We start from the raw sequence: 24,360 nt of genomic DNA, 5'->3' as shown, positions 1-24,360 counted from the left end.
GAGAAGAGAGAAGAAGAATTAAAAAAGCGCCTTGAAAAAGTCAGGGAAATGGAGCAGGAGCTTTTACAAAAGGAAAAAAAACTCAAAGAAAAAGAAAAGTCGAAAAAACAGATTCTCTTAAGATTATCGCCTGTCTTGTGGAATGAGCTTGCCGCTTGGGCAGAGGATGATTATAGGTCCATAAATGGGCAGATTGAATTTTTACTGTCAGAGTGCGTGAAAAAGAGAAAGGGAACATAATATACCGGAAGAAACCTCCTATCTTTCCTGTGAGGCACTGGATGAAGGGCAATGACATGTCTTTTAACCAATGTATAAAGGAAAGGTATGAGGTATTTTTTTGCGGGAAAACTTATGTGTAAGATAGAAAAATGTAAAACGATTTTAAAAAAAATACTGGTATTCATTGTTAGAAAGTCATGAAAGATTGAGAATTCTATGTTGTAAATAAGTGCAATATGTGGTATTATATATAAAAACGTTTTTATTGCTTTGCAACAGGGTTACAAGCAGAAAGGAGTATTATGCAGGAGAATGTAGTAAAGGGATTTTTGGATGTAGACGGTACAAGGGTTGTAAACGAAGATGGCAGGACAGTCCTGCTAAAGGGATGGGGACTTGGAAACTGGCTGCTTTGCGAGGGATACATGTGGAAATCCATGGGCAGTGAGCGGTTTGACAGGCCAAGACGAATTGAGGCTGTAGTGGAAGAGCTTGCCGGAAGGGAATATGCAGAGAGCTTCTGGAAAAGATTTCGTGATAACTATATTGCCGAAGAAGATATCAGACGCATGAAAGAACTGGGATATAATTCTGTCCGCATTCCGATTAATTCCAGACTTTTCTTAGAGGAAGAGCCGGGGCTTAACTGGGTGGAAGAAGGATTTTTGCTGCTTGACAGAGTGATTGACTGGTGTGAGAAATACGGGCTTTATGCCTTTATAGACCTTCATGGGGCACCGGGAGGCCAGACCGGAGCGAACATAGATGACAGCATAGATGACGTACCCAGGCTTTTTGTGGATGAGGACTGCTTCCAGAAGGGAATACAGCTCTGGAGACGTCTGGCAGAGCGTTATGCAGACCGTTACATTGTAGGCGGGTATGATTTGTTAAATGAGCCAATCAGACCCAAGAGGCATGAAAAAGACAGTGATTTAGAGTATCTGGTACCACGCTTATGTGAATTCTATGAAAAAGCCACAGAAGAGATCAGGAAGGTGGACAAAAAGCATCTTATCAGTATCGAAGGGCACCATTGGGCTACTGCAACAGAGGTGTTTTATAAAAAATATGACTCCAGGATGATTATTCATTTCCACAGATATGCCTGCATACCTGATATAGTTAGCTTTAGGGAATACCTTGAATTGTCAAAGAGATGGAATGTTCCCCTTTGGCTTGGAGAGAGCGGAGAGAATACAATAGAATGGTTTACTGCCATGTATCCTTTGGCAGAAGCACTTGGAATTGGGTATAATATCTGGCCCTGGAAGAAGATGGAGTGTTCTAACTCTCCCTGCTCTGTATCTATACCAAAGGATTGGGAGATGATAATAGGCTATACCACCGGTGGAAAGCATCCGGGCTATGAAAAGGCAAGAGAAATATTAGAAGAATATCTAAATAATATGCTGCTTCATAACTGTGACTTTAAGGAAGAAGTATCGGCCGCTGTTCTTAGAGAACCGGGCAGTATTATCAGAGGAACAGATTTTGATGAACTTCCCGGTAAGGGTGTATCTTTCTCCGGTTTACGAAAGGAAGATAATATATACCATTACCGTCTTGGCACTGGCATGATGATAAAAGAAAAATATAAGGATTACAAGAAGAAATTCGGCTTTGACTGCGGGTTTATGAGGTTTGTCCTGGAACTTACAGCAGGGGAATATGCATGTTACAGCCTGAATAACGCAGGGGAAAAGGATGGTGTTACCTTAAGTTATTATTGCAGTGAGCCTGCTGTTTTTGAAGTACTGCAGGATGGGGAAAGTATTGCGGTAGTAGACGGTGAACCGGGAAATGAACAAAAAGTCACCGGGCAGCTGGCGTTAAAACAGGGAGAGCATACGGTGCTCACTGTCAGAGTAATAAAAGGAGCCATAGAGCTAGAAGCGGTTAATACGTATAGGGGAGAGACACGGTAATATGGTGCGGGATAAGCCTGACTTATCAGTTAACAGCAACAAAGATGCAATAAAAAGAGCAGTCCTGAAATGCATATTGGGATTGGGAATAGTATTGATGTTTGGAGGTCTTGCGGCCTGCCAGAAGAAGGATGCATCTGCACCGGCACCTTCGCCTGCCGTACAGGCGCAGGAGGATGAGGATACCACGGATAAGAATGACACCTTTTTGGTACCGGAATATTGTGGATGAGAAGGGTGATTTTTATACGGAATGGTATAAGACTTTTGACTGGTTCATAAAAGAAGCCGGCGAAAGAGGAATGTATGTGATTCTGGATTTCCATGGAGCCCCCGGTTCCCAAAGCGGCAGCGACCACTCAGGCGTTGACGGCGGGGATGATAAGATGGGAGCCTCTGTATTCTTCTTTGGAGATGAAAAGGAAGTAAAAGAGAATCAGGAGCTATATTATAAGATATGGGAAGAAATCGTAAAACGCTATGAAGGCAATCCTGTAGTCGCCGGATATGACCTGTTAAATGAGCCATACTGCACCTACCGTTACAATTCCGGCAGGAGCGATGAAGAGCTTCATAAAATTCTGTGGGAAGTATATGACAGGCATACGGCCGCATCTGTGCTCTTGATAAAGACCATGTCATTGTGATGGAGGCAACCTGGGACCCTGTTGACCTTCCAAACCCGGCGGATTATAAATGGGAAAATGTAATGTATGAGTATCATAATTACCTGTATGATGATTATGATAATGCACAGGGAAAACAGATAGCCAACATGGAGACCAAGGTAAATGCCATAGCGGCAGCGGACTATAACGTTCTAGGCTATATGGGGGAATTTAATTATTTTAATAATATGGATGCCTGGGGTAAAGCGGGTGATTCAGCAGAAAATAGGCCGCTTACCCATGTAGTAACAAAATACGCTGTAATGCCGGCTAGAGGAAATTCCTTGGGACTTAAGACTGTGGATTTTTCAGAAGGAGACTACAGCTTAAAGGGACTTCACACCAATCTTTTTGTTTCCGTTCAGGAAGATGGCAGCCTTTTGGCGAAGGATGCCGCCGCGAAGAATTATTTTCATATCATTAAGGGGAAGAATGGAACAATTTTGTTACGGGCAGAGGATAAAACCTATGTAACGGTGGATAAAACTACGAAAAAACTAAAAACCGGTGGAAAAACAGAAAAGGATGCTGATAAATTCACAGTAACAGAGATGTCAGATTCCCTATATGCCATAAGGTCGTCCGTTACGGGAAAATTCGTCTGTGCGGATGAAAATCTCGCAGGAGTTCCTTTAATAGCAGACAGAGACAGTCCAAGCAGCTGGGAGAGCTTTTATATTACAGCAAAATAATATGTTGATTTTTTTGTTTGGGGGATTTAATGTATGTGTTATAGTAATTACCAAAGGAATATTTAATATAGGTTAAATATTCAGGAAAGAGGTTAACATGATAAATCCCGTTAAAATGATGAAGTTAAAAAAAGCCTGGGAGACTTTCACGGGGAATCATCCCAAGTTCCCTAAATTTATCGAGGCAGTAAAGAGTAAAGGTTTGCAGGAGGGATCGGTTATTGAGATTACGGTTACAACAGCATCCGGTGAAACCCTAAGCTCGAATTTGAAGGTCACTATGTCTGATGTGGAACTGATATCCGACTTAAAAGATATTGCAATGTAAAATTAGATTTTGATAAATATGCTGCCATTTGATAGCCTTTCTTTTACGGGGCTGCCGGATGGCAGCATTATTATTTGGTTTATTCTTTGGGCTAACCGTGTATTTCTGATGATTATAAGCATATAATTACTAAAAACAGGGCAGTTATGGTTGGTTATGAAAAGAAAAAGCGTGAAGGAAATCATTCTGGGATTTGGAATCAAAAAGGCGCTGCATTATCTTGATTCTGATCCTGAAAAAAACATACCCAGAATATTAAATTGGCTGATAAGGATTGACAAAGAGGGAAAATACGTAGGAAAGCAGGCAAAGCTTATTCTGTCCTACATGGACAGTAAGTACAACAACTGGTACCGCCTTGTAAAAAGCCTATATACGGATATTGATGATGAGGTCAGAAAAAAGCTTTTTGAGAATTTTATTGTTAATGGGGTATTTTTAGGAGGAAAAAGACAGAATAAAGCCAGAAAGAAGTATCAGTGCAATGTGCCCTGGGCAATTCTTCTGGATCCGACTTCGGGCTGCAATCTCCACTGTATCGGCTGCTGGTCGGCGGAGTACGGAAATAAATTAAATATGAGTTTTGATACGTTGGATAATATTATCACACAGGGAAAAGACCTGGGAGTATATTTTTATATTTATTCCGGAGGAGAGCCTCTGGTAAGAAAAAAAGACATCATCAGGCTGTGTGAGAAGCACCGGGATTGTGCGTTTCTTGCCTTTACCAACGGAACCCTGATCAACGAGGAATTTGCAGCGGAAATGCTCCGGGTGAAGAATTTTGTTCCGGCGATTAGTGTGGAGGGATTTGAGGAAGAAACGGATTACAGAAGAGGAGAGGGAACCTATAAAGCGGTGGAGAAGGCAATGGAGCTGTTAAAGAGAAAAAGACTTCCCTTTGGTATATCCTGCTGTTATACCAGCAAAAATACAGAGATTATCGGAAGTGCAGAATATTTTGATTACATGATCGAAAATGGAGCCAAGTTTGCATGGTTCTTTACTTATATGCCGATAGGTGCAGATGCTGTACCGGAGCTTTTAGTAACAGCGGAGCAGAGGGAATTCATGTACTACCAGATAAGGAGCTTTCGTGGAAGCAAGCCTATCTTTACAATGGATTTTTGGAATGACGGGGAATACGTAAAGGGCTGTATTGCAGGAGGCAGAAGGTATCTTCATATCAATGCCAACGGAGATATAGAACCCTGTGCCTTTATTCATTATTCGGACAGCAATATTTATGAGAAGAGTATTTTGGAAGCGTTAAAATCGCCCTTATTCATGGAGTACCATAAGAACCAGCCTTTTAATTCCAATCTGCTAAGGCCATGTCCTCTTCTTGACAATCAGGGCAGGCTTGCAGCTATGGTGGAAAGGTCGGGAGCAAAATCCACGGATCTTAAGAATCCGGAAGATGTGAGAAGTCTTACGGAAAAATGTATTCCGGCTGCAGACAGGTGGGAACCGGTAGCTGACAGGTTATGGGAGGAAAGCCATGAAGAAATAAGCTGGGATGGATGTAATGGATGCAACAGATGCAGCGGATGTAACGGCTGTATGATGGATGAGATCATTATACGTAAAAATGAACAATAAGAAATCGTGTGAAATAAAACATGTATAAAAGCTTTATTTATAAATTTTATCATATTACACATTGCAGAATACAGATATTTTATTTAAGATATAATAAGGTTGGATATATTTTAGAAAAAACGGAGGATTAAAATATGAAATTTAATGATATACCATATGAGCGCGTGGATATGGAGGAGGTAAGAAAGTCCTTTAATGAATTGATAAAAGAGCAGTCGGCAGCTAAAAGCGGCGAGGAGCAATTTGAGATTCATAAAAAAGCCTATCGTTTAATCGATAAGGTACTTACACAGATGGTTCTTTGTGAAATCAGGCATTCCGGAAATACTACGGATGAATTCTATGAAAAAGAAAATGATTATTATGACGAAAAGAAACCGGAATATGAAGAACTTAGACTTAAGTATTACAAAGTGCTGTTAGAATCACCCTACAGGTCCTTTATGGAAGAAAAGATTGGAAAAGTTGCCTTTAAGAATATCGAATTAAAGCTAAGGTCATTGGATGAGAAGCTGATTCCTCTTATGCAGGAGGAAAATAATCTGATATCCACCTACCATAAACTGATTGCAGGGGCAAAGATTAATTTTAACGGAGAAGAGCTTAATATTTCCTTACTTAGAAAATATCTGACGGATTCCGATAGAAATGTCAGGAAGGAAGCCTGGAGTAAACTTTCCGCTTTCTTTACAGAGAGCAGCAGGGAACTGGATGATATTTACGATAAGATGGTAAAGAACCGCACAGCACAGGCGAAGCTGATGGGTTATGAGAATTATGTGGAACTTGGCTATTGCCGCATGAACCGCAACAGCTATGACAAAGATATGGTAAAGAATTTCAGGGATCAGGTAAAGAAGGTGCTCGTTCCTCTTGCCACCAAAGTTCACGAGTTAAGAAGAGAGGCATTGGGACTTGATTCTCTCAAATTCTATGATAATGAGATGTACTTTAATAACGGTAATCCTGCGCCCATTGGTACACCGGAGGAAATTCTTATGTGGGGCAAGGAGATGTACAGTGATTTATCTCCCGAAACCAAGGAATTCTTTGAATTTATGTATGAAAATGAGCTGTTCGATGTTATGGGCAGAAAGAATAAGCAGGCCGGTGGTTATATGACCTTTCTCCCGGACTACAAAGCACCCTTTATCTTTGCTAACTTTAACGGAACCAGCTCCGATGTGGATGTTATAACACATGAATGCGGTCATGCTTTCCAGGGATATGTTGCAAGAAATTATGAGATTGAGGAACATATGGACATTACCATGGAAACAGCAGAGATTCATTCTATGTCCATGGAGTTCTTTACTGACAGGTATATGGAGAAGTTCTTCGGAGACAGGGCAGAGGATTACAGAAAGATGCATCTTAATGATTCCATTGTCTTCATACCTTATGGCTGTATGGTGGATGAATTCCAGCATATCGTTTATGAGAATCCTGATATGACTCCGGATGAGAGAAAGGATGCATGGATGAAGCTTGAGAGCGAATACAGGCCTCATATGGACTACGCGGATGATTCTTTCTTCTCAAAGGGCGGCTTCTGGCAGAGGCAGCTGCATATCTACGCCGCACCCTTTTATTATATTGATTACTGTCTTGCGCAGACCTGTGCCCTTCAATACCGTATTAAGATGGATAAGGATTATAAAAAGGCATGGGAGAGCTATCTTGAACTTTGCAAGCTTTCTGCAAAGGAATTCTATGAGCCTATGCTAAATAAAGTCGGCCTGGATTCTCCTTTTCAGGATGGCTGCATGAAGAATATTGTAGAAGAGCTTACAAAGACTTATTTTAATAAATAAAGACAGAGAAAACGAAAAAACGAAATAAAGTCAAAAAACAGTTCCAGCCCTTTTCTGCAAATCAGAGAAAAGGGCTGGTTTTTTAAGAAAAGTCTTCTACCATACGGTATCCAACTCCGATTTCGGTTAATATATATTCCGGTTCCACGGGATTTTTTTCTAATTTTCTTCGGATATTTGCCATATTAACTCTTAGAATCTGGTTATCTTTTTCTGCATAAGGTCCCCATATTTTTGTAATGATGGAATCGTAGGTCAGTACTTTTCCGGGGTTTTGTGCTAAAAGGGACACTAACTTGTACTCTATCTGGGTTAGATGGACTTCTTCTCCCCTTACTGTCACCAGATGCTTGTCAAAATCGATAAGAAAATCCTTTGCCTTATAGCAGTTCTTTGCCTGGCCGTTTTTGCTGTCCGCCTTGGCATAATGCCTTAGGGCTGCCCGGATACGCGCAAGCAGTTCGCTGGTTCCAAAGGGTTTTGTAATATAATCGTCTCCGCCGGCATCCAGAGCCTGGACCTTGGAAGTTTCATCGTCTCTTGCGGACACCACAAGAATGGGAAGAGAGGACCATTCCTTCACTTCCTTTATGACCTGTAATCCATCCATGTCAGGAAGACCAAGGTCTAATAAGACTAAATCAGGGCAATGGGAAGAGATGAGTTCAATGCCTTCTTTGCCCGTTCTGCATAGAATCACTTTATAATGATTAGCTGATAAGGCTGCATCGATAAATTTGCTGATAGGTGGTTCATCTTCTATTACCAGAATCTTAATTTTCTTGCTCAAGTGTGTTGCCTCCTTCAAGGGGAAGTGTAAAGGTAAACAGTGCTCCGCCGTCCGGCTGGTTCTGGGCACTGATGGTTCCGCCATGTGCCATGATAATAGTCTTACAGATGGAAAGTCCAATGCCGATTCCTTTTACCGAATCGGAGGTTTGGGCGGCTGTGGGAGAAATGCCTTCAAAGATAGTCTCCGCGTCCGTAAAAGTAAGACCTTTCCCGTCATCTGCCACCTGAAACAGCACCTCATCACCTGTTTTTGTTACGTGAAGGGATATCAATGCACTTTTTCCGGCGTATTTGACCCCATTTTCCAAAAGGTTAATTAATACCTGCATAATCAAGGTGGCATCCATGGGCACCATCAGAAAATCTTCCGGTATTTTAACCTGTACATTAGCCTTGGGATAACGCTTTTTTAATCGGTCTACGGAAGCGGTTATCACTTCCTCAAGGGGCTCTAAAGTTTTATTAACGGAGGAAGCACCTTCTTTTATACGGGTAACTGACAGTAGGTTCTCAACCATGTGTAAGAGCCAGTTGGAATCTTCATAGATATATTTTATGAGCTTATCCTGTTCCTTCTGGCTTAGCTGTTCTTTATTGTTCATAATCGTTTCACTGGCACCTATCATACCCGTAAGCGGTGTACGTAAGTCGTGGGAAATGGCACGCAGCAGATTAGCACGCATTTTTTCCTTTTCTGTTTCAAGCAGGATATTCCGGCTTGAATCTGCCAGGTATTGCCGTTCCAATGTAATAGCTGCCTGCGAAATAATAAGCTTTAAGTAATCCAGAGCACTTTTATCCAGTGGGCTTTGGCCCAGCTGGAAGATTCCGATTACTCCGAAGATTTTGTCGTGGGATATCAGAGGAAGATAAGTGCAGCTTGACTCATTGCCAAAATCCGTCTGAAATCCTGCGGTCTTCTTATTTTCAAAAACCCAATGGGCAACAAAGCGTTCGTGACTTGAATTCATAATAGCAATATGCTTGGGATTATGGCTGTGAATCATACCCTGTTCTCCTGACTGGGGTGATTTGGAATAAAATACACAGGAGCAGCCTGTCAGGGAAGATACATATTCCAGAGCAAGATTTCCGATATCCTCTATGCTGTTTAAGGACAGCAGATTCCGGCTGATTTCGTTTAACTTCATGGTTTTTTCTTCCCGGTTTTCAGCTTTCCTTACATGTTTTTTTAAACTGGCGGTGGTAGTGCTTATGATAACGGATATGATAAACATAGCCCCCAAAGTCAGAGGATAACCATTGTGAAAAAGCAGAAGATGGATGTCTGAAAAGAATAAGCAGTAATAGGAGATTATAATCCCCAAAAAGGAGGCTATAAAACTGCAAAGATAACCTTCCGTAACTTTTGAAATAATAATAACGGAAAGAATATAAAAAATATAGGCATTACTGTCCTCTCCTGTCCTTTGAATAATAAGAAAGGAAAGGACAGCAGAGGCTGATAGTATAAGAGCCGTTTTTAAAATATCGGAAATAATGATAGGGGTATTCATTTTTTTCATATTGATTCTCCGAAATACAGAAAGATTTTAATTATTAGCATTTTCATTATAATATATTTTTTTATGTTGTACCATAGAAAATTATAGCGGATAGGAGGATATGATGTTGCATTACAAAATTCGAATCCGCTTATCATGCATAAAAGCAAGCGAATTATAGTATTCTTATAGGCTTATGAGGAGTTAAGAAAACGTTAAGAAAATGTAAAGTTATTAACAACAGATTGATGTTTTGTAAAGTTTATGTTAAGATTTCTAAGGTTTTATAAGACAAGCATCACCATAAAAATAAGCGAATTTTCGCAGATGGGAGAGCATTATGACGATTTTATTTGGTGATTTTATCCACCAGATTATTAATAACCCGGCTTTGCTTATTACGGTTATTCTGACCCTGGGAGTTATCATGGTAAACGGCTGGACGGACGCACCCAACGCTATAGCGACCTGTGTATCAACCCGTTCTATGGATCCGAAGAAGGCCATTATTATGGCTGCCATATTTAACTTTCTTGGCGTATTTGTAATGACCGCAGTGAATGCAACGGTAGCCCAGACCATTTATAATATGGTTGATTTCAGAGGTGATTCCCATAATTCCCTGATTGCATTATGTGCGGCTCTAGTTGCTATTGTAGCATGGGCAACGGGAGCATGGGCTTTTGGTATACCCACCAGTGAAAGCCATGCATTAATAGCTGGTCTGTCCGGTGCAGCAATTGCTCTGCAGCACGGTATTTCCGGTATTAATGGGAATCAGTGGATTAAAGTAATCTATGGTCTGGTAATATCAACGGTTTTAGGTTTTGTTCTGGGATTTATAGTAGTAAGGATAATTGAAGCTACCTGCAGCAAAATGGACAGACGGAAATCAAAGTCGGTTTTTCAGAAGGCACAGATATTCGGCGGTGCAGCTATGGCATTTATGCATGGCGCGCAGGACGGGCAAAAGTTCATGGGCGTCTTTATGTTAGGAATGTTTTTGGCTAACGGCCAAAGTGACGTAACGAATTTTACAATTCCCGTATGGCTGATGATACTCTGTTCTTTGGTTATGGCTCTGGGAACTTCCATCGGCGGATACCGTATAATAAAAACAGTTGGTATGGGAATGGTTAAACTGGATACCTATCAGGGATTTGCAGCCGATACGGCAGCGGCAATAAGCCTGCTGATTTCCTCCCTTACCAGTCTTCCGGTAAGTACAACCCATACAAAGACAACAGCAATTATGGGTGTTGGAGCATCCAAGAGAATTTCTTCCGTAAACTGGAGCGTTGTAAAAGAAATGGTTTTGGCATGGGTTTTAACTTTCCCAGGCTGCGGTGTAGTTGGTTACCTGATGGCGTATATCTTTATGAGAATCTTTTAAGAGAAAGGGAATAATATGGCTGGTAAAAAAACATACGATTATTTTGAAGCACTTCTTGGCTTATCCAAGTTTTCCTTGCAGGCGGCAGAGCTTTTAAAGAAAACAATTTCTGATTTCCAGGTATCTACTCTGGAGGAAAAGATCAGAGAAATGCATAATATTGAGCATTCCGCGGATATCGCAAAACATGATATGATTGAACATCTTGTGAAGGAATTCCTTCCTCCTATTGAAAGAGAAGATATTATCAGTGTTGCACAGCAGATTGATGATGTTACGGATGCGGTGGAAGATGTACTTATGTGTATTGGTATGTTTAATGTGAAGAAAATCCGTCCCGAGATACTGAAGTTTACAGAGACCATTGAAGCTTGCTGCAAATCCATGTATGTGGGAGTGGAAGAACTGCGTTACTTTAGAAGATCCAAGAAGCTTCATGCGGAAGTAGTCGAGGTAAACCGTCTGGAGGAAGAAGGAGATGCTTTATATATTAACGGTGTAAAGGATCTGTACAAGAATCCCACAGACGCTGTTGACTTAATGGTGTGGACAGAAGTTTACCGTAAGCTTGAAAAATGCTGTGATGCCTGCGAAGATGTGGCTAATGAAATAGAGAGTATTGTTATGAAAAATTCCTAATATTGGAATAAAGCCATAAGGTAATAGCAATAATTAAAAAGACAAGAAATGATACAAAATATACAAAAAAGAGAAGCTTGAAGGAATACAAGTATTTGTTATTGGCAAATATTTGTATTCTTTTTTATTAAGTTCGCAAATTTTTATATAATTTGCCAAACAAGCAATAATAAAGCGTATTGCAAATAAATGGCGATTAGGTTATAGTAAGGGAGAAGTTTAATATAAAGGGGCAAATTATGCAGGATTTTGAAATTACACAAAATATTATGCAGGAAGTAAATAAAACTGTAATTGGCAAAGAGCATATTGTAAGGAAAGTGCTTACTGCCATAATAGCCAAAGGACATATCTTAATAGAAGATATTCCGGGAGTTGGAAAGACAACCCTGGCCTTAGCTTTTTCAAAAGTAATGAATCTGGAATACAACCGTATGCAGTTTACCCCGGATGTTCTTTCTACTGACGTCATAGGGTATCATATTATTACAAGAGATGGAGAATTAGGAGATTATAAAGCGGGACCTGTTGTCTGTAATTTGTTCCTGGCTGATGAAATTAACAGAACCTCATCTAAAACACAATCCGCTCTTCTGGAAGTAATGGAGGAGGGCAGTGTGACCGTTGACGGTATCACTATGCAGGTGCCCAAGCCTTTTACTGTAATAGCAACACAAAATCCGGTAGGGTCTATTGGTACTCATATGCTGCCGGAGTCCCAGTTGGACCGTTTTATGATAAAACTGTCTATGGGGTACCCGGATGTTGCTGGGGAAATCAAAATGTTAAAGGACAGGAACGGGGAAAATCCTCTGTCCAAAATGAAGACCGTGGTTGGCAGAGAAGATATTCTGTCCATGCAGCAGCAGGCGGAGAAGGTTTATGTAAATGAAAGTATTTATGAATATCTTGTAAAGCTTGTACTGATGACAAGAAGAGATCCTTATGTAGAGCTTGGTGTAAGTCCAAGAGGAAGCATTGCACTGCTTAATATGGCAAAGGCAAATGCATATATAAGCGGCAGGGATTATCTGGTGCCGGATGATGTAAGAACAATATTCTATGATACTATTTCACACCGTATCATATTAAAACCGGAAGCAAGGGTTAATAATGTAAGTATAGAACAGGTCAGCCAGGGGATTTTAAAACAGGTACAAGCTCCAAAGCTTGGATAGTAGTAAGGGATTCTGGTGAAATAAAAGGAAACCTGGGAGTAAAATGCGGTCTGGAAGAAAAATAAAGAGAGAAAGGATGCCACTGGTGTTTCTTCCAACCATGAAAGCTGTGGCAGCCGCTAAGCTGCGGTACCCATATAGAAGATGACTGGAAAAAGAATAGCATATCTTATTTTAATTTTATTGGCAGGGCTCTTTTCTATATTTTATAATGTTTATTTTACGATGAATTTTTTCTTTGCAGTTCTTTTGTTGCCTTTTTTACTCCTTTTAGTATCATGGATATCTTTAAGAAAAGTGGAGATTCGTATTACAGCCATGCCTGTCATAACGAAAAAGGGGAGTGATTTTGAAGTGAAATTTGAAGCTTACAATCATTCCCCGATACCTATTACACACCTTGAAATATGCTTTACTTACTGTAATGAGATATCAAACAGAAAAAAGAAGGAAAAGGCTGTATTAGGAGTGGATAAGGACAGCTCGGCCTATACGGTTTTGAGTCTTAAATCAGAGCACTGCGGTAACATAAAAATTACAGCTTACAGTATCAGATGCTATGACATTCTATCTGTTGGTTATGTTTCAAAAAAATGCAATGAATGGGCAACCGTATCTGTTGCACCCACTCCTCATCCGATGGCAGGGGATATAATCCGCAAAACTGCCGATATGGAAATGGAGGACGAAAGCATTCATTATCAGGAATATAAACCAGGAAGCGACTCATCGGAGATTTTCGGTGTACGGGATTACAAAGAAGGAGACAGGCCTAACCAGATACATTGGAAGTTAAGCAGAAAGAATCAGAGGCTGATTATGAAGGATTATAGTCAGCCTTTAAGAGATAGATCCCTTTTATTTATTGATGTTGGAGGAAATGAAGAAGGGGAGAAGAAATTATTACAGACGGATAGCTGTATAGAAGCCGTTTTGTCAGTTTCTGACGGAATACTGAAAAAAGGGCACCAGCATATGCTTGTATGGTATGACTGGGTGGAAAAGCTCTATGCCGAGAAGGATATCACAGGCAATGACAGCAGCAAAGAGGCGCTGACTGCCTTTTTAAGTGCTGCCTTTTATGGGAGTGACGGCAAGGAAAAGGAAGACTATAAGCTGGAGGACGAATTAGGCAGAAACGTTATTCTTATAACCAATGAGGTTTCAGAGGATAAGGTTGTAAAATGGCAAAAGTCAGGTGCACGCAGTCTCTACATTGTCTATATAAATGATCTTCAGAAGGTACCGCTCAAGGCAAGAACAATGGAGTTTCTTACGAGGTCCATGGTGTCATGCTATTGCGTCGATACAAAAAATATCAAAGAAACGATTTTTAAGTTGGGGATAGTGTGAAATGAAAAACATTTCACACCCTGGTTTGAGGCAGTAAATCATCTGCAAACAGATGATTTATGCCATGGGAGCTAGTGTGAAAAATCAAGATTTTTCAAACGCAAGTTTGTGCCTGCGAAATTCTCGGCACAAACTTGAGGTGTAATGAGGAAGGCATGGCAGATAGTGTCTGATGTGATTTAAAAGGAAAGAGGTTTTCATGAGAACTAAAAAAGAAAGGTCATTTGACGGAATATCTATCAGAGGAAAAGAAACCGTAATGGCGGAGGCATATTCCGAGCATCCCTTCAGCTATTACCTGATTCAGATAATACTGGTAGTAGCCTTGGTTTATAGTGTCATATTTGGTTTTACGACAGGTTTAAACCTGCCGGTAAAACCGGAGATACTCTTTGGGGCAATTCTTCTCATAGGGATAATATGCTGGGGAATTATAACATTTCCGGTAGTTGGTTTGGCTGTGTCCTTACCTATATTATTGACCTACCTATATGCAGGATACAGACTGCGGAAAGAACTGCTGAACGGCTTCTGGCAGGTAGAGAATTTCTTTATATTTCATATGAACAAGTATTATGATACAAATTCACCGGGCTTTATGGTAGACAGGTATGAACCGGCGAATGTAATTACTCTCTTACTTGTCTTTCTGGTATTGCCCATTGCATTTATCCTTTGCCTGATTATCCTGAATAAAGTGTCGCATCTGTTGTATTATCCACTGACACTTCCCTTTATAGTCCTTCCCTTTGTAGTTGGACAGATTCCTTCTAGCCGCTCTTTTGCTATTTACATAGCTACTACTTTTGGCGTATTTGTACTTGGAAACCGTTTGAAAACAACAGGCGCCAGAACAAAAGAAGAACGGGCTGTATTAAAAGCACAGAAAAAACAGATGGATACCAGTCATTACAAAATAAACATAAAGGGCAGTTTCTTGATGTTTTGCGGAATCCTGTTAATGTTTCTGGTTATTTCTGCTCTCTTTACAAAATCGGTCTATGAAAAAAAGATGAATATTCCGGAAGTAAAAAAGGACCTTCGCGTGAAAATAGAAAAGATTGATGTAAATGACATTGCAAGCCGTTTTAATTTCCTGAACAATGGCAAAATAGTAATCTTTCGATATTACACTGCCTCCGGCGGTTTGAACGAAGGGGAACTTGGCAGCGTAGGAAAAATCGCCTATGATAATAAGACGGATATTGTCATAGATGCTCTTGAAAACAGTCCGGCTATTTATCTGAAAGGCTTTGCAGGAAGTACCTATACCGGTAATGCATGGAATGGGCTAAGCAATGAAGCCATAGAGGAATATGCAAAATACAGGGAATTATGGGAAAGCATCAATTTGGAAGCAGGAGACCAGACGGGAGGAATTTTACGCTTTTTAGGTGAAGTAATGAAGCTTGATGGGATTGGATTTCATCAGGATAACATGAAGATTCAGAATGTAGGCGCAAACAGTAAATATATGTATACGCCATATTATCCCTCTCTGCTTGAACATGTGAATCTTGATATAGCGAATCCTGAGTATGTTAAGAGCAGTATCGCGCGTAAAAATTATACATTCAGCTACTTTTCCTATGTAGATGATGCAAATATATTAAACCGCGACTTTGATGCGGAATTTGCCGGGTACCAGCAGGATTTAGACGGTGTGGCAGGCAGCAGTATTGACAGAAGGCTAAGTGAAAGACTTAAAGAGTATATAGAGACGGAAAAGCAATACCGTACCTTTATACAGGAATATTATACACAGGTACCTGATATGGGACTTGAACAGCTTAAGGCAGACATGAGCGGCAAATATGCGGAAATGAAAGAGAAATATGGAGAAGAAAAAGCCCTGGGTGCCCTTACAGCTTATATCCGCTCTTATATTCAGAGAGGTACGGCTTATACCTTGACACCCGGGACTCTGCCAAGAGGAAAGGATTTTGTGGAATACTTCCTGTATGAGAAAAAACAGGGCTTTTGTACGCATTATGCCAGTGCAGCAGCTATGGCATACCGCTTTGCCGGAGTGCCGGCCAGGTATGTAGAAGGTTATATAGCAAAATCCAGCAACATTAAGAATGGAAAACTCATAGGGACAGAACATGTCATGGTTTCAGACGGAAACGGCGGAAGCAAAGAACAGGCTATTGCTGTGAGAGAAGTAAGGATCAGTGATTCCGGTGCCCATGCGTGGGTAGAAGTCTACAAGGATGGCTGGGGATGGATTCCTGTTGAAATGACACCCGGCTATGTGACAGAAGAGGAGGACACTCTTACAGGGCTCGATGGAATGGTGCCTTCTGCAACACCAACACCAGGTATATCAGGAGTACCCAGTATAACGCCAAAAAACGATGGGAATAATGGGAAAGATGATACGGATGCAGGAAAAACAGCAGATGAGAGGCAGATTAGCTTTAAAGAAATTGTAGAATTCTTAAAAATAGCTGTATTTTTTACCCTTATTTCTTTTATAGCAGCAGGTATTCTGATAAAGACGGGGCGTTTGGTTATCTTTATAAAAGCCGAACCCAAGAGAAAAGCAATTATTCTTTACCGGAAAGTCAAATACCTTTTAAAAGCAGCAGGCATATCTTTAAAGGAAGAAGATTATAAGGGGACAGCTATGGTGTTAGAGGATACCCTGTACCAAATGAAAGCAGAGGAATTCTTAAGGTTTATTGATGCTGTTTTAAAAGCAAAGTTTGGATATGCACCTATGACAAAAGAAGAGTTAGAATGGGTTAAACACTACTACCGTTTCGCAAAGAAAGAAGTGTACAGGAATATTCCAATAGGAAAGAGAATATTTTATGGATTGTATTTCCTGTAGCATATACAGCGGCAAAGAAAAAAATCCCTCTGTTAGTGTTAAATGGTATACAGGGTGTGGCTGCTGTGATATAATTAATGAAGTTATACGCTTATTTAACGGACAGAAAGGTATGGGTATCCAATGAAAATCAGTAACAAAATGAATAAACGCTACACATTAATATCCATTTATGTTATTATAACTTGCATCATTATATATATACTTAGCCTCATAGCTAAAAATGCAGCGGGGATTTTATCACAGCTGCTCCATATGTTAAATTGGGTTATGAGAGTTGCCAAGCCGATTGCTATTGCGTTTGTATTGGCTTATCTCCTGGACCCTGTTGTGAACTTTTTTGAGAACCTGTATGGAAAGGTTAAAATCAAGAAGTGGAAATTAAAATCCTGCAGAACCTGGGCGGTATTAACTACAGTACTTTTATTTCTTGCCATCATAGTACTTGCCATTTCACTTCTTGTTTATAATGTCACGAACCAGTTAAGGTTAGCTAAGGTGGACGATATTGTTATATTGGCAAAGAATTACATGAACAATATCAATGACTTTTATGCTTCCATTTTGGAACGGCTGGAAAAGGTCAATATACATTCAGAGCAGATTAATGAATACGTAAAGGAAAATGCAACAAAGGTTGTAGAGGCACTAAAGAACGGCGGAACTTCATTCATTACTTCTCTTGCCAATATTTCTTCCTATATAACAACCTTGCTTTTTGCCATGATTATCTCAATTTACTTTATGATTGACGGCAAGATGATAAAGGATTATATCAGGAAAGTGGGAAGAGCGTTTTTAAATAATAATTGGAATGCACGAATCAGCATATTCTTAAAGGATGCAGATTACGTGTTCTCAGGGTACATCAGGGGCCAGCTCTTAGATGTCTTAGTAATGATGTGCGCTCTTACGGTTGTCTTATCAGTAATCGGAGTAAAATATTCCGTGCTTATTGGAATATTTTCAGGTCTTGGGAACCTGATTCCCTATCTGGGACCCTTTATAGCTTATATTACAACAGCCATAAGCTGCCTTGTCTACGGCGAGTATGAGAAACTGGTGATTTCTATTATAGCATTGGTAATTGTGCAGGCCCTGGATGCCAACATAATAGCTCCGAAGCTCTTAAGCCAGAGCATCAAAATACATCCGGTGCTGGTAATCATCTCGTTGATATTTGGTAGTGCCATCGGAGGACTGTTCGGTATGCTGTTTGCCGTACCGGTTGGTGCCTTAATTAAGCTTTTGTTCTCCAGGTATGTTGATACAAGATTAAAAGAAAAGCAGGAAGTGTTGAATCTGGCTAATCAAAGGGAACAGGAAAAAGAGAGCAAAAAGCAGCCGAAGGAAGAAATTGGCATAAAATAAGACATCAGGTTGTATGAGCCTCTTGCAAAGCGGCTTTATGCAGCCTGTTTTTTATCTTATAGGAAATTGCCAGACTCTTTCTTGTTCCAAAATATCCGGATATTTGAAAGAATGAAAGCTGCTTTCAGGAAAAACATGGAAATAAAACGTAAGAAAAATGTAAGAAATCAACTAGAATTTATTTAAGATATGTACGGTAAGATGATAGAGAGACAGGCGATGGCAAGGAGGAGATCATTCGAGGTGGCAAACCAGGCTGAAAAAATAATAGAGGTTAAAAATGTAAAGAAGATCTATCGCATGGGCCAGGAGAAAATATATGCGGTTGATGATGTAAGCTTTGATATCTATAAAGGTGAATTCTGCTGCCTGTTAGGTACCTCCGGCTCTGGTAAATCAACACTTTTAAATCTCATGGCAGGGATAGAGAAAATATCGGGCGGACAAATAATCATTAAAGGCAAGAAGATACATAAAATGAGTGAAAATAACCTGGCAAAATTCAGGCAGCGCTATTTAGGTTTTGTGTTTCAATCCTACAATCTTATAGGTTCAATGACGGCATTGGAAAACGTTGAGTTTCCATTGATATTTAAAAGAGTGAAGACAAAGCAGCGGAAAAAAATGGCCAGAGACATGCTAAAGCAAGTGGGATTGGAATCCAGACTGAATCATAAACCCAAAGAAATGAGCGGCGGACAGCAGCAGAGAGTTGGCATAGCAAGAGCTTTTGTGGCAAGTCCGGAGATTGTATTTGCCGACGAACCAACAGGAAACCTGGACACAAAGACAACAATGGATGTTATGAAGCTAATTAGGATGATAGCAAAGCAACACAACCAAACCATAGTAATGGTAACCCATGACAGGCGTTTGGCAGATTTTGCGGACCGCATCATACATATATTGGACGGTAAAATTCAAGAAATTGAAGTGAAAGAGGCAATTCCCCTGGATATAGCAGTAACCAATGAGCAGGAAACCGGTACAGAAAAGCAGGAGATACCAGTACCGGATAGTGCAGCTGAAGTTGTCCCGCAGGCAGGCGGAAGCATTGAAACAATCAGTGAAATATCATAATAATAGAGAAGAGAGGGTTAAAGGATGAAAAAGGTTAAAAAGATTTACACTGCCATACTAATTATGACGATGATTGTGGCAAATTTAGCCGGAGGGAATGTTGCAGGGGCCACCACGGATAATGGAAGTGGAATCAGTATCGTGTATGCGGAGGCAGCAGATGATGTGTATGGAGTTCCGGGGGAGACAGTTCATGTGAAGCTGCCCATAAAGGCAGCCGGCGGATATTTACTGCAGCCAAGGATCACTGTTGTGACAGAAGAAAAACCCTACAAGGTTCAGAATATAGCGTTAACCGGTGACGGATTTACGGCAGCGAATCCGCCTATCACTATCGGTACTTCAAAACTTTATATTGAATTTGATTTGACAGTGAAAGAAACTGCCAAAATTGGAACAACAAAGCTGGAAATTAAGGTTGATGCATCTTATGACAATGGTTCAGGTTATACAAGCGGAACCTTTACCGTTCCCAGCGTTAATTTCATAATTAACAATGAAATCGAACCGGCCCAGCTGACAATCGATAATGCTAATTATGGGGATGCCACTATCGGAAAGAAGATTGACCTTACCTTTACTATCCGGAATGAAGGAAAAATAGCAGCGAGAAATGCTTATTTCAGTATTGACGATACGAGCTTCAGCGATGCCAAGATTGCTCCTAATTATTCTAAGCTTGAGCAAAAAATTGGTGATTCCGGAGTTTTAAAGGGCGGAGACAGCTATAATGTAAAATTGCCCCTTAAGATCCAGAATGATGCAACAGCGGGACCTAAGAAGCTGAAAGTTAATATGAATTATAAAGATGAAGATGGTAAGTCCTTTACTAACAGCAGTCAGATATACATCACAGTAAATGCTAATGCAGAGGCTCCTGTTATTGAGGTTGTAAGCACCAAATACGCCAGTGAACTGGTGGCAGGTGATAAGTTCAATATGGTCGTAACTGTCCGCAATACCGGAAAAAGCCCTGCACGTAATGTTCAGGTGACGGTTGACGGGCTAAGTTCAGACGGCTTTCTGCCGGGATATACAGGGAAGACACTTACAGTTGATAATGTAGCGGCCAATGGTAAGGCGGATGTAAAAATCCCTCTTATCGTATCAGAGATGGCAAAGGTCGGACTAAAAGAAATTCCGGTTACCATTTCCTACACAGATGAAACCAAGACACCCTTTAGCACAAAGACCTCTGTATATTTGGCGGTTGAAGCAACAGAAGGTGTGGATGAAAACGGCAAACCTAATATAGTAATTACCAATGTGACCCAGAGCCCGGACGCGCCTAATGCAGGTGCCAGAGTGGATGTATCTTTTGATATCGAAAATAAAAGTAAAGTCGATATCAGTGATGTGAAGATAGCGTTAGCCAGTGCAGCAGGGGATGTATTCACTCCTTTGAGTGCTGAGCCTTATTATTACATAGACAGTATAAAGGGCGGGAAAAAGGTAAGAGTCAATATGTCCCTTAAGGCGGCAGATACTATTTCGGAGGGTACGAACAGTCTGACATTAAAATATTCTTATGTAGCAAACGGAAAGACCAACGCAGATGAGACAGTTCCCATATATATTTTAAATGTACAAAACAGCGGCGCAGGTTCCAGTAAACCTAAGCTGATTATAAGCAATTTTTCAACCGGTGAAGAAAAATTAGTTGCAGGAAGTGCCTTTGATTTTACCTTTGAAATTAAGAATACCCATTCAAGTATTAGTGCAAGGAACATTAAGGTGACAGTTAATCAGACAGATAATATCTTCATGGTAGACAATGGAAGCAATACCTTTTATATCAGCAAGATTTCAGCAGGGGAAAGTATCAAGAAAACTCTGAAACTAAGGGTGAAATCAGACGCAGTAACGAAAGCATATCCTCTTGATATTACCATGGATTATGATTATGAGGGCGCGAAAGCGAATCCTACCACCGGACAAATCGGAGAGACTGCAAAGGAGACAATAAACTTACAGGCAGCAGAGAACGCAAGGCCGGTAATCGATAATATCGTTGTAGGTTCCTGGGATGCACCTATAGTAAATCAGCCCTGTACAATGACCTTTGCGTTTTACAACATGGGAAAATCCACTTTGAATAATGTGAAAGCGACTGTATCAGGTGATTATACGCTAAGTTCAGGAGACATGTTATTTATCGGAAACGTAGAGGCCGGCAGTCAGGAACCCGCAGAGCTTGAAGTAATTCCTTCTGTTGAAGGCCTGGCAAAAGGCGTACTGACAGTGACCTTTGAAGATAGCACAGGTCAGGAGGTTACCATCACAAAGGACTTTGAGGGCACGATACAAGGTGCCTATATACCGGATCCCGGATCAACAGGCATGCCTGATGGCGGCGTGGTGGCAACAGCGAAAAAAGCTATTCTTCCCGTATGGCTCTTCATAATAGTACAAGTGGTTGTTCTGGGTGCAGGAATAGTAGCAACAAGAAAAATCAAGGTTAATTTATACAAGAAGAAATTAAGAAAAATGGAAGAAACAGAATAAGAAAGAAGGGAGATAAGCCATGACGATAGAAATGAATCAGGATTTAGGTGTACAGGTGTATCTTCATGAAGGAAATACTTTCATGTCATCAGAAAGCGTTGCAATTAATTCAACCGGGAGTACAGGCGAGTTTACTGGAGATGCATCTGCTGGGATGCCCACAGATATGGGTGGTACAGTGAAAGACCCATTGCTTTCAAGCTGGCCTTTTGTTATCGGTATTTCCTTTCTTACATTAGCAGTTAGTGTAGCAGTTGGTATCCTGTTGGCAAAGCGCAAAATAAAAAAAGGGATAGAGCTTTATGAAGATTAGTGATTTAATCAAAATAGGTCTCCGGAATTTAAAACGCAGAAAAGCTAGAACGACATTGACAGTTATGGGTGTAGTCATAGGAACAATATCCATAGTAGTTATGATATCTATAGGTATTGGTATGAAAAAAAGCTATACCCAACAGGTCATGGAACTGGGAAGCCTTACAGAGATTAATGTCAGCAGTACCGGAGGATATGTTGATGATAAGGGTAATTATATCTCAATCAAGGCAGATCCCATGGATGATGAATTGGTAACAAAAATAAGAGACATACCTCATGTTAAAACTGCAGTTCCCATGATATTGACCAATATATTCCTGTATAGCGGTCATTACCAGAATAATATCCAGTTGTATGTTTTAGACAGTAATTACATATCAGGCATGGACTTTCCGGCCCTTACTGCAGGAAACCTGCCCTCGCCAAAGGATACAAGGGTAATTGTATTCGGCAGTGATTCGCTCAACAATTTCTACAACCCCTATTCGATGTTCGGTTCTTCCAAGCAAATAGATATAACAAGAGATAAACTGACCTTTGGTTTCAATCCGTATCAATATCAAATGGACGAAAAGAAAAAACCTCTGACAGTTAAGGTAGAACAGTATGGGGTGCTTACAAAATCGAATAACTATCAATTTGATTATAACGGCTATATGGATATTAATTATTTTAAATATCTGTATGCGAAATATGTGAATACCTTAAAAACAACAGAACGTAAGAAAGCAATGACTGCCGTAGCAAATTACACCAATTTAAAAGTAACGGTAGATAACTTTAAGAATGTAGAAGATGTGCAAGCGGAAATTGATGCTTTAGGTTATCAGACAGACAGCCTTGCAAAGCTTATGGCACCTATGCTAAGCACAGCAAATATGCTGCAGATGGTGCTTGGAGCAATTGGCGCTGTATCCATGCTGGTATCCGCGATTAACATTGCTAATACCATGATAATGTCCATCTATGAAAGAACGAAAGAAATAGGTATCATGAAGGTGTTAGGATGCCTGGTAAGAGATGTTAAGAAGCTGTTTCTATTTGAAGCAGGTATGATAGGTTTGATTGGAGGCATAATTGGAATTGCCTCAAGCTACGCAGCCTCCTGGGCGATTAATAAATTCGGAGGGCCGCTGTTTCAGGCGTTGATGTCTACAAACTATATGTATAACCCTGAAAACAGTAAATTTTCTATTATTCCCTTATGGCTTCCGTTAGTCGCAGCAGGACTTGCAATTATGGTCGGTATTATCTCGGGTTATTATCCTGCCAGCAGGGCAACTAAGATTAGTGCGATAGAGGCTATGAAAACAGAAGGCTGATGACAGTGAAAGATTGGAATAGTGATATGACTTAACCGTTGATTGTGTATAGAAGTGATAACTATACACAATCAACGGTTTTCGTATTTTTATCTTTTGTTTGCAGCAAAGGATAGCAGCAAAGGAAATATGAAAGGAGTAGTAACAGTCAGGGCGGATAAAAGTTAGATGATATAAAGAAGTTTATCTGAAATTTGCTTGACAGAAGAGTAAATAAGTGATATTATTTAATTCGCTGTTTCTGAAACAGTAATGTTTGTTAAAATATTTATATGAAAAATCAGGTTTTAATGACTATTGCATTAAAAATGCAAACAATATATTATTTATAGTAAATTGTAAAAAAATATAAAGTGGTCTGATAAAAAAACTTGAAAATAAATGTTGACAAACAATTGACTCCATGGTATAGTAATAAAGCACTGACGAGCTGGCAGAAAGAATCAAAGAAAAACAGCTTGAAAGTCCACATGAACCTTGATAACTGAACAGTGAAACAACCCTGAAATTTTCTTTAAAATTTCATTCAAAATAGAAAGCCTCGGCTTTGGATTTTGAAAAAGAACAGTATCAGAAATGATACGACCTAAAAAAACAGTAAAGTAGTGTGTGATTTGCATCACAGACTAACGGAAATTAACGATTGTTTAAAGTTTGGTTTATGCTATAAACCAAAGCTTCTAAATAGCCAATGTTAATTCTGAAATGATTAAACTTTAATTTGAGAGTTTGATCCTGGCTCAGGATGAACGCTGGCGGCGTGCTTAACACATGCAAGTCGAACGGAGTTAAGAGTGGAAGTTTTCGGATGGAA

General features: G+C 40.1%; 20 protein-coding genes and 1 rRNA gene. 19 read left to right on the top strand and 2 right to left on the bottom strand.

Annotated features, from left to right (window positions below; all coding sequences use genetic code 11):
- The first annotated feature begins 48 nt into the window (after positions 1-48).
- The 8 genes from BUF11_RS23255 (at position 49) to BUF11_RS23220 (ending at position 7,254) form a co-directional block, all read left to right on the top strand.
- On the top strand, positions 49-240 hold the full coding sequence (locus tag BUF11_RS23255; RefSeq protein ID WP_073591289.1) for a hypothetical protein: 192 nt from the start codon (positions 49-51) through the stop codon (positions 238-240).
- A gap of 284 nt (positions 241-524) precedes the next feature.
- Positions 525-2,150, top strand: a complete 1,626-nt coding sequence (locus BUF11_RS23250; RefSeq protein ID WP_073591265.1) for a glycoside hydrolase family 5 protein — start codon at positions 525-527, stop codon at positions 2,148-2,150.
- A gap of 1 nt (position 2,151) precedes the next feature.
- Positions 2,152-2,382: a hypothetical protein gene (locus BUF11_RS24550; RefSeq protein WP_073591264.1), complete on the top strand. Its 231-nt coding sequence runs from the start codon at positions 2,152-2,154 to the stop codon at positions 2,380-2,382.
- The gene (locus BUF11_RS23240) at positions 2,327-2,797 is read left to right on the top strand and encodes a cellulase family glycosylhydrolase (protein ID WP_175562138.1); all 471 of its coding nucleotides are present in this window, start codon (positions 2,327-2,329) and stop codon (positions 2,795-2,797) included. The genes BUF11_RS24550 and BUF11_RS23240 overlap by 56 nt, the downstream gene beginning before the upstream one ends.
- Positions 2,797-3,510 (top strand): fascin domain-containing protein, encoded by a 714-nt coding sequence (locus BUF11_RS23235; RefSeq protein ID WP_073591262.1) that lies wholly within the window; start codon positions 2,797-2,799, stop codon positions 3,508-3,510. The genes BUF11_RS23240 and BUF11_RS23235 overlap by 1 nt, the downstream gene beginning before the upstream one ends.
- Before the next feature lie 97 nt (positions 3,511-3,607).
- A complete protein-coding gene (locus BUF11_RS23230; protein WP_073591261.1) occupies positions 3,608-3,838 on the top strand; it encodes a hypothetical protein in 231 nt (76 codons plus the stop codon).
- Between the two features lie 156 nt (positions 3,839-3,994).
- The gene (locus tag BUF11_RS23225; RefSeq protein ID WP_073591260.1) at positions 3,995-5,440 is read left to right on the top strand and encodes a radical SAM protein; all 1,446 of its coding nucleotides are present in this window, start codon (positions 3,995-3,997) and stop codon (positions 5,438-5,440) included.
- A gap of 134 nt (positions 5,441-5,574) precedes the next feature.
- The gene (locus BUF11_RS23220; protein ID WP_073591259.1) at positions 5,575-7,254 is read left to right on the top strand and encodes a M3 family oligoendopeptidase; all 1,680 of its coding nucleotides are present in this window, start codon (positions 5,575-5,577) and stop codon (positions 7,252-7,254) included.
- 82 nt (positions 7,255-7,336) lie between these two features.
- Here the strand turns inward: BUF11_RS23220 and BUF11_RS23215 are convergent, their stop codons facing one another.
- Entirely contained in the window at positions 7,337-8,044 is a 708-nt protein-coding gene (locus BUF11_RS23215) for a response regulator (protein WP_073591258.1), read from the bottom strand.
- A complete protein-coding gene (locus BUF11_RS23210) occupies positions 8,028-9,572 on the bottom strand; it encodes an ATP-binding protein (protein WP_073591257.1) in 1,545 nt (514 codons plus the stop codon). Before BUF11_RS23210 ends, BUF11_RS23215 begins: the two co-directional genes overlap by 17 nt.
- Positions 9,573-9,891: 319 nt before the next feature.
- Between BUF11_RS23210 and BUF11_RS23205 the strand changes: the two genes are divergently transcribed.
- From BUF11_RS23205 to BUF11_RS23155, 11 genes are all read left to right on the top strand, one after another.
- Positions 9,892-10,944 carry an inorganic phosphate transporter gene (locus tag BUF11_RS23205; RefSeq protein WP_073591256.1) on the top strand — a complete coding sequence of 351 codons (1,053 nt, stop codon included), beginning with the start codon at positions 9,892-9,894 and terminating at the stop codon, positions 10,942-10,944.
- A gap of 15 nt (positions 10,945-10,959) precedes the next feature.
- Positions 10,960-11,583: a DUF47 domain-containing protein gene (locus tag BUF11_RS23200; protein ID WP_073591255.1), complete on the top strand. Its 624-nt coding sequence runs from the start codon at positions 10,960-10,962 to the stop codon at positions 11,581-11,583.
- A 239-nt stretch (positions 11,584-11,822) separates the two neighbouring features.
- Complete coding sequence (locus BUF11_RS23195; protein ID WP_073591254.1) at positions 11,823-12,761, top strand: AAA family ATPase; 939 nt, start codon at positions 11,823-11,825, stop codon at positions 12,759-12,761.
- 297 nt (positions 12,762-13,058) lie between these two features.
- The gene (locus tag BUF11_RS23190; RefSeq protein ID WP_175562137.1) at positions 13,059-14,114 is read left to right on the top strand and encodes a DUF58 domain-containing protein; all 1,056 of its coding nucleotides are present in this window, start codon (positions 13,059-13,061) and stop codon (positions 14,112-14,114) included.
- Between the two features lie 199 nt (positions 14,115-14,313).
- Positions 14,314-16,950, top strand: coding sequence for a transglutaminase-like domain-containing protein (locus BUF11_RS23185; RefSeq protein ID WP_073591252.1), 2,637 nt, complete (start codon positions 14,314-14,316; stop codon positions 16,948-16,950).
- A 255-nt stretch (positions 16,951-17,205) separates the two neighbouring features.
- Positions 17,206-18,321 carry an AI-2E family transporter gene (locus BUF11_RS23180; RefSeq protein ID WP_175562136.1) on the top strand — a complete coding sequence of 372 codons (1,116 nt, stop codon included), beginning with the start codon at positions 17,206-17,208 and terminating at the stop codon, positions 18,319-18,321.
- Between the two features lie 219 nt (positions 18,322-18,540).
- Complete coding sequence (locus BUF11_RS23175; protein ID WP_073591250.1) at positions 18,541-19,401, top strand: ABC transporter ATP-binding protein; 861 nt, start codon at positions 18,541-18,543, stop codon at positions 19,399-19,401.
- Positions 19,402-19,425: 24 nt separating this feature from the next.
- Complete coding sequence (locus BUF11_RS23170) at positions 19,426-21,906, top strand: COG1361 S-layer family protein (RefSeq protein ID WP_073591249.1); 2,481 nt, start codon at positions 19,426-19,428, stop codon at positions 21,904-21,906.
- 19 nt (positions 21,907-21,925) lie between these two features.
- On the top strand, positions 21,926-22,219 hold the full coding sequence (locus BUF11_RS23165) for a hypothetical protein (protein WP_073591248.1): 294 nt from the start codon (positions 21,926-21,928) through the stop codon (positions 22,217-22,219).
- A complete protein-coding gene (locus tag BUF11_RS23160) occupies positions 22,209-23,546 on the top strand; it encodes an ABC transporter permease (protein ID WP_073591247.1) in 1,338 nt (445 codons plus the stop codon). The genes BUF11_RS23165 and BUF11_RS23160 overlap by 11 nt, the downstream gene beginning before the upstream one ends.
- A 717-nt stretch (positions 23,547-24,263) precedes the next feature.
- Positions 24,264-24,360 (top strand): 16S ribosomal RNA (locus BUF11_RS23155); the annotation flags it as partial.

Source organism: Anaerocolumna xylanovorans DSM 12503, from assembly GCF_900143645.1.
GTDB lineage: Bacteria > Bacillota > Clostridia > Lachnospirales > Lachnospiraceae > Anaerocolumna > Anaerocolumna xylanovorans.
Note: the sequence above shows the minus strand (reverse complement) of the source record. Positions and strands in the feature narration are given on the sequence as shown.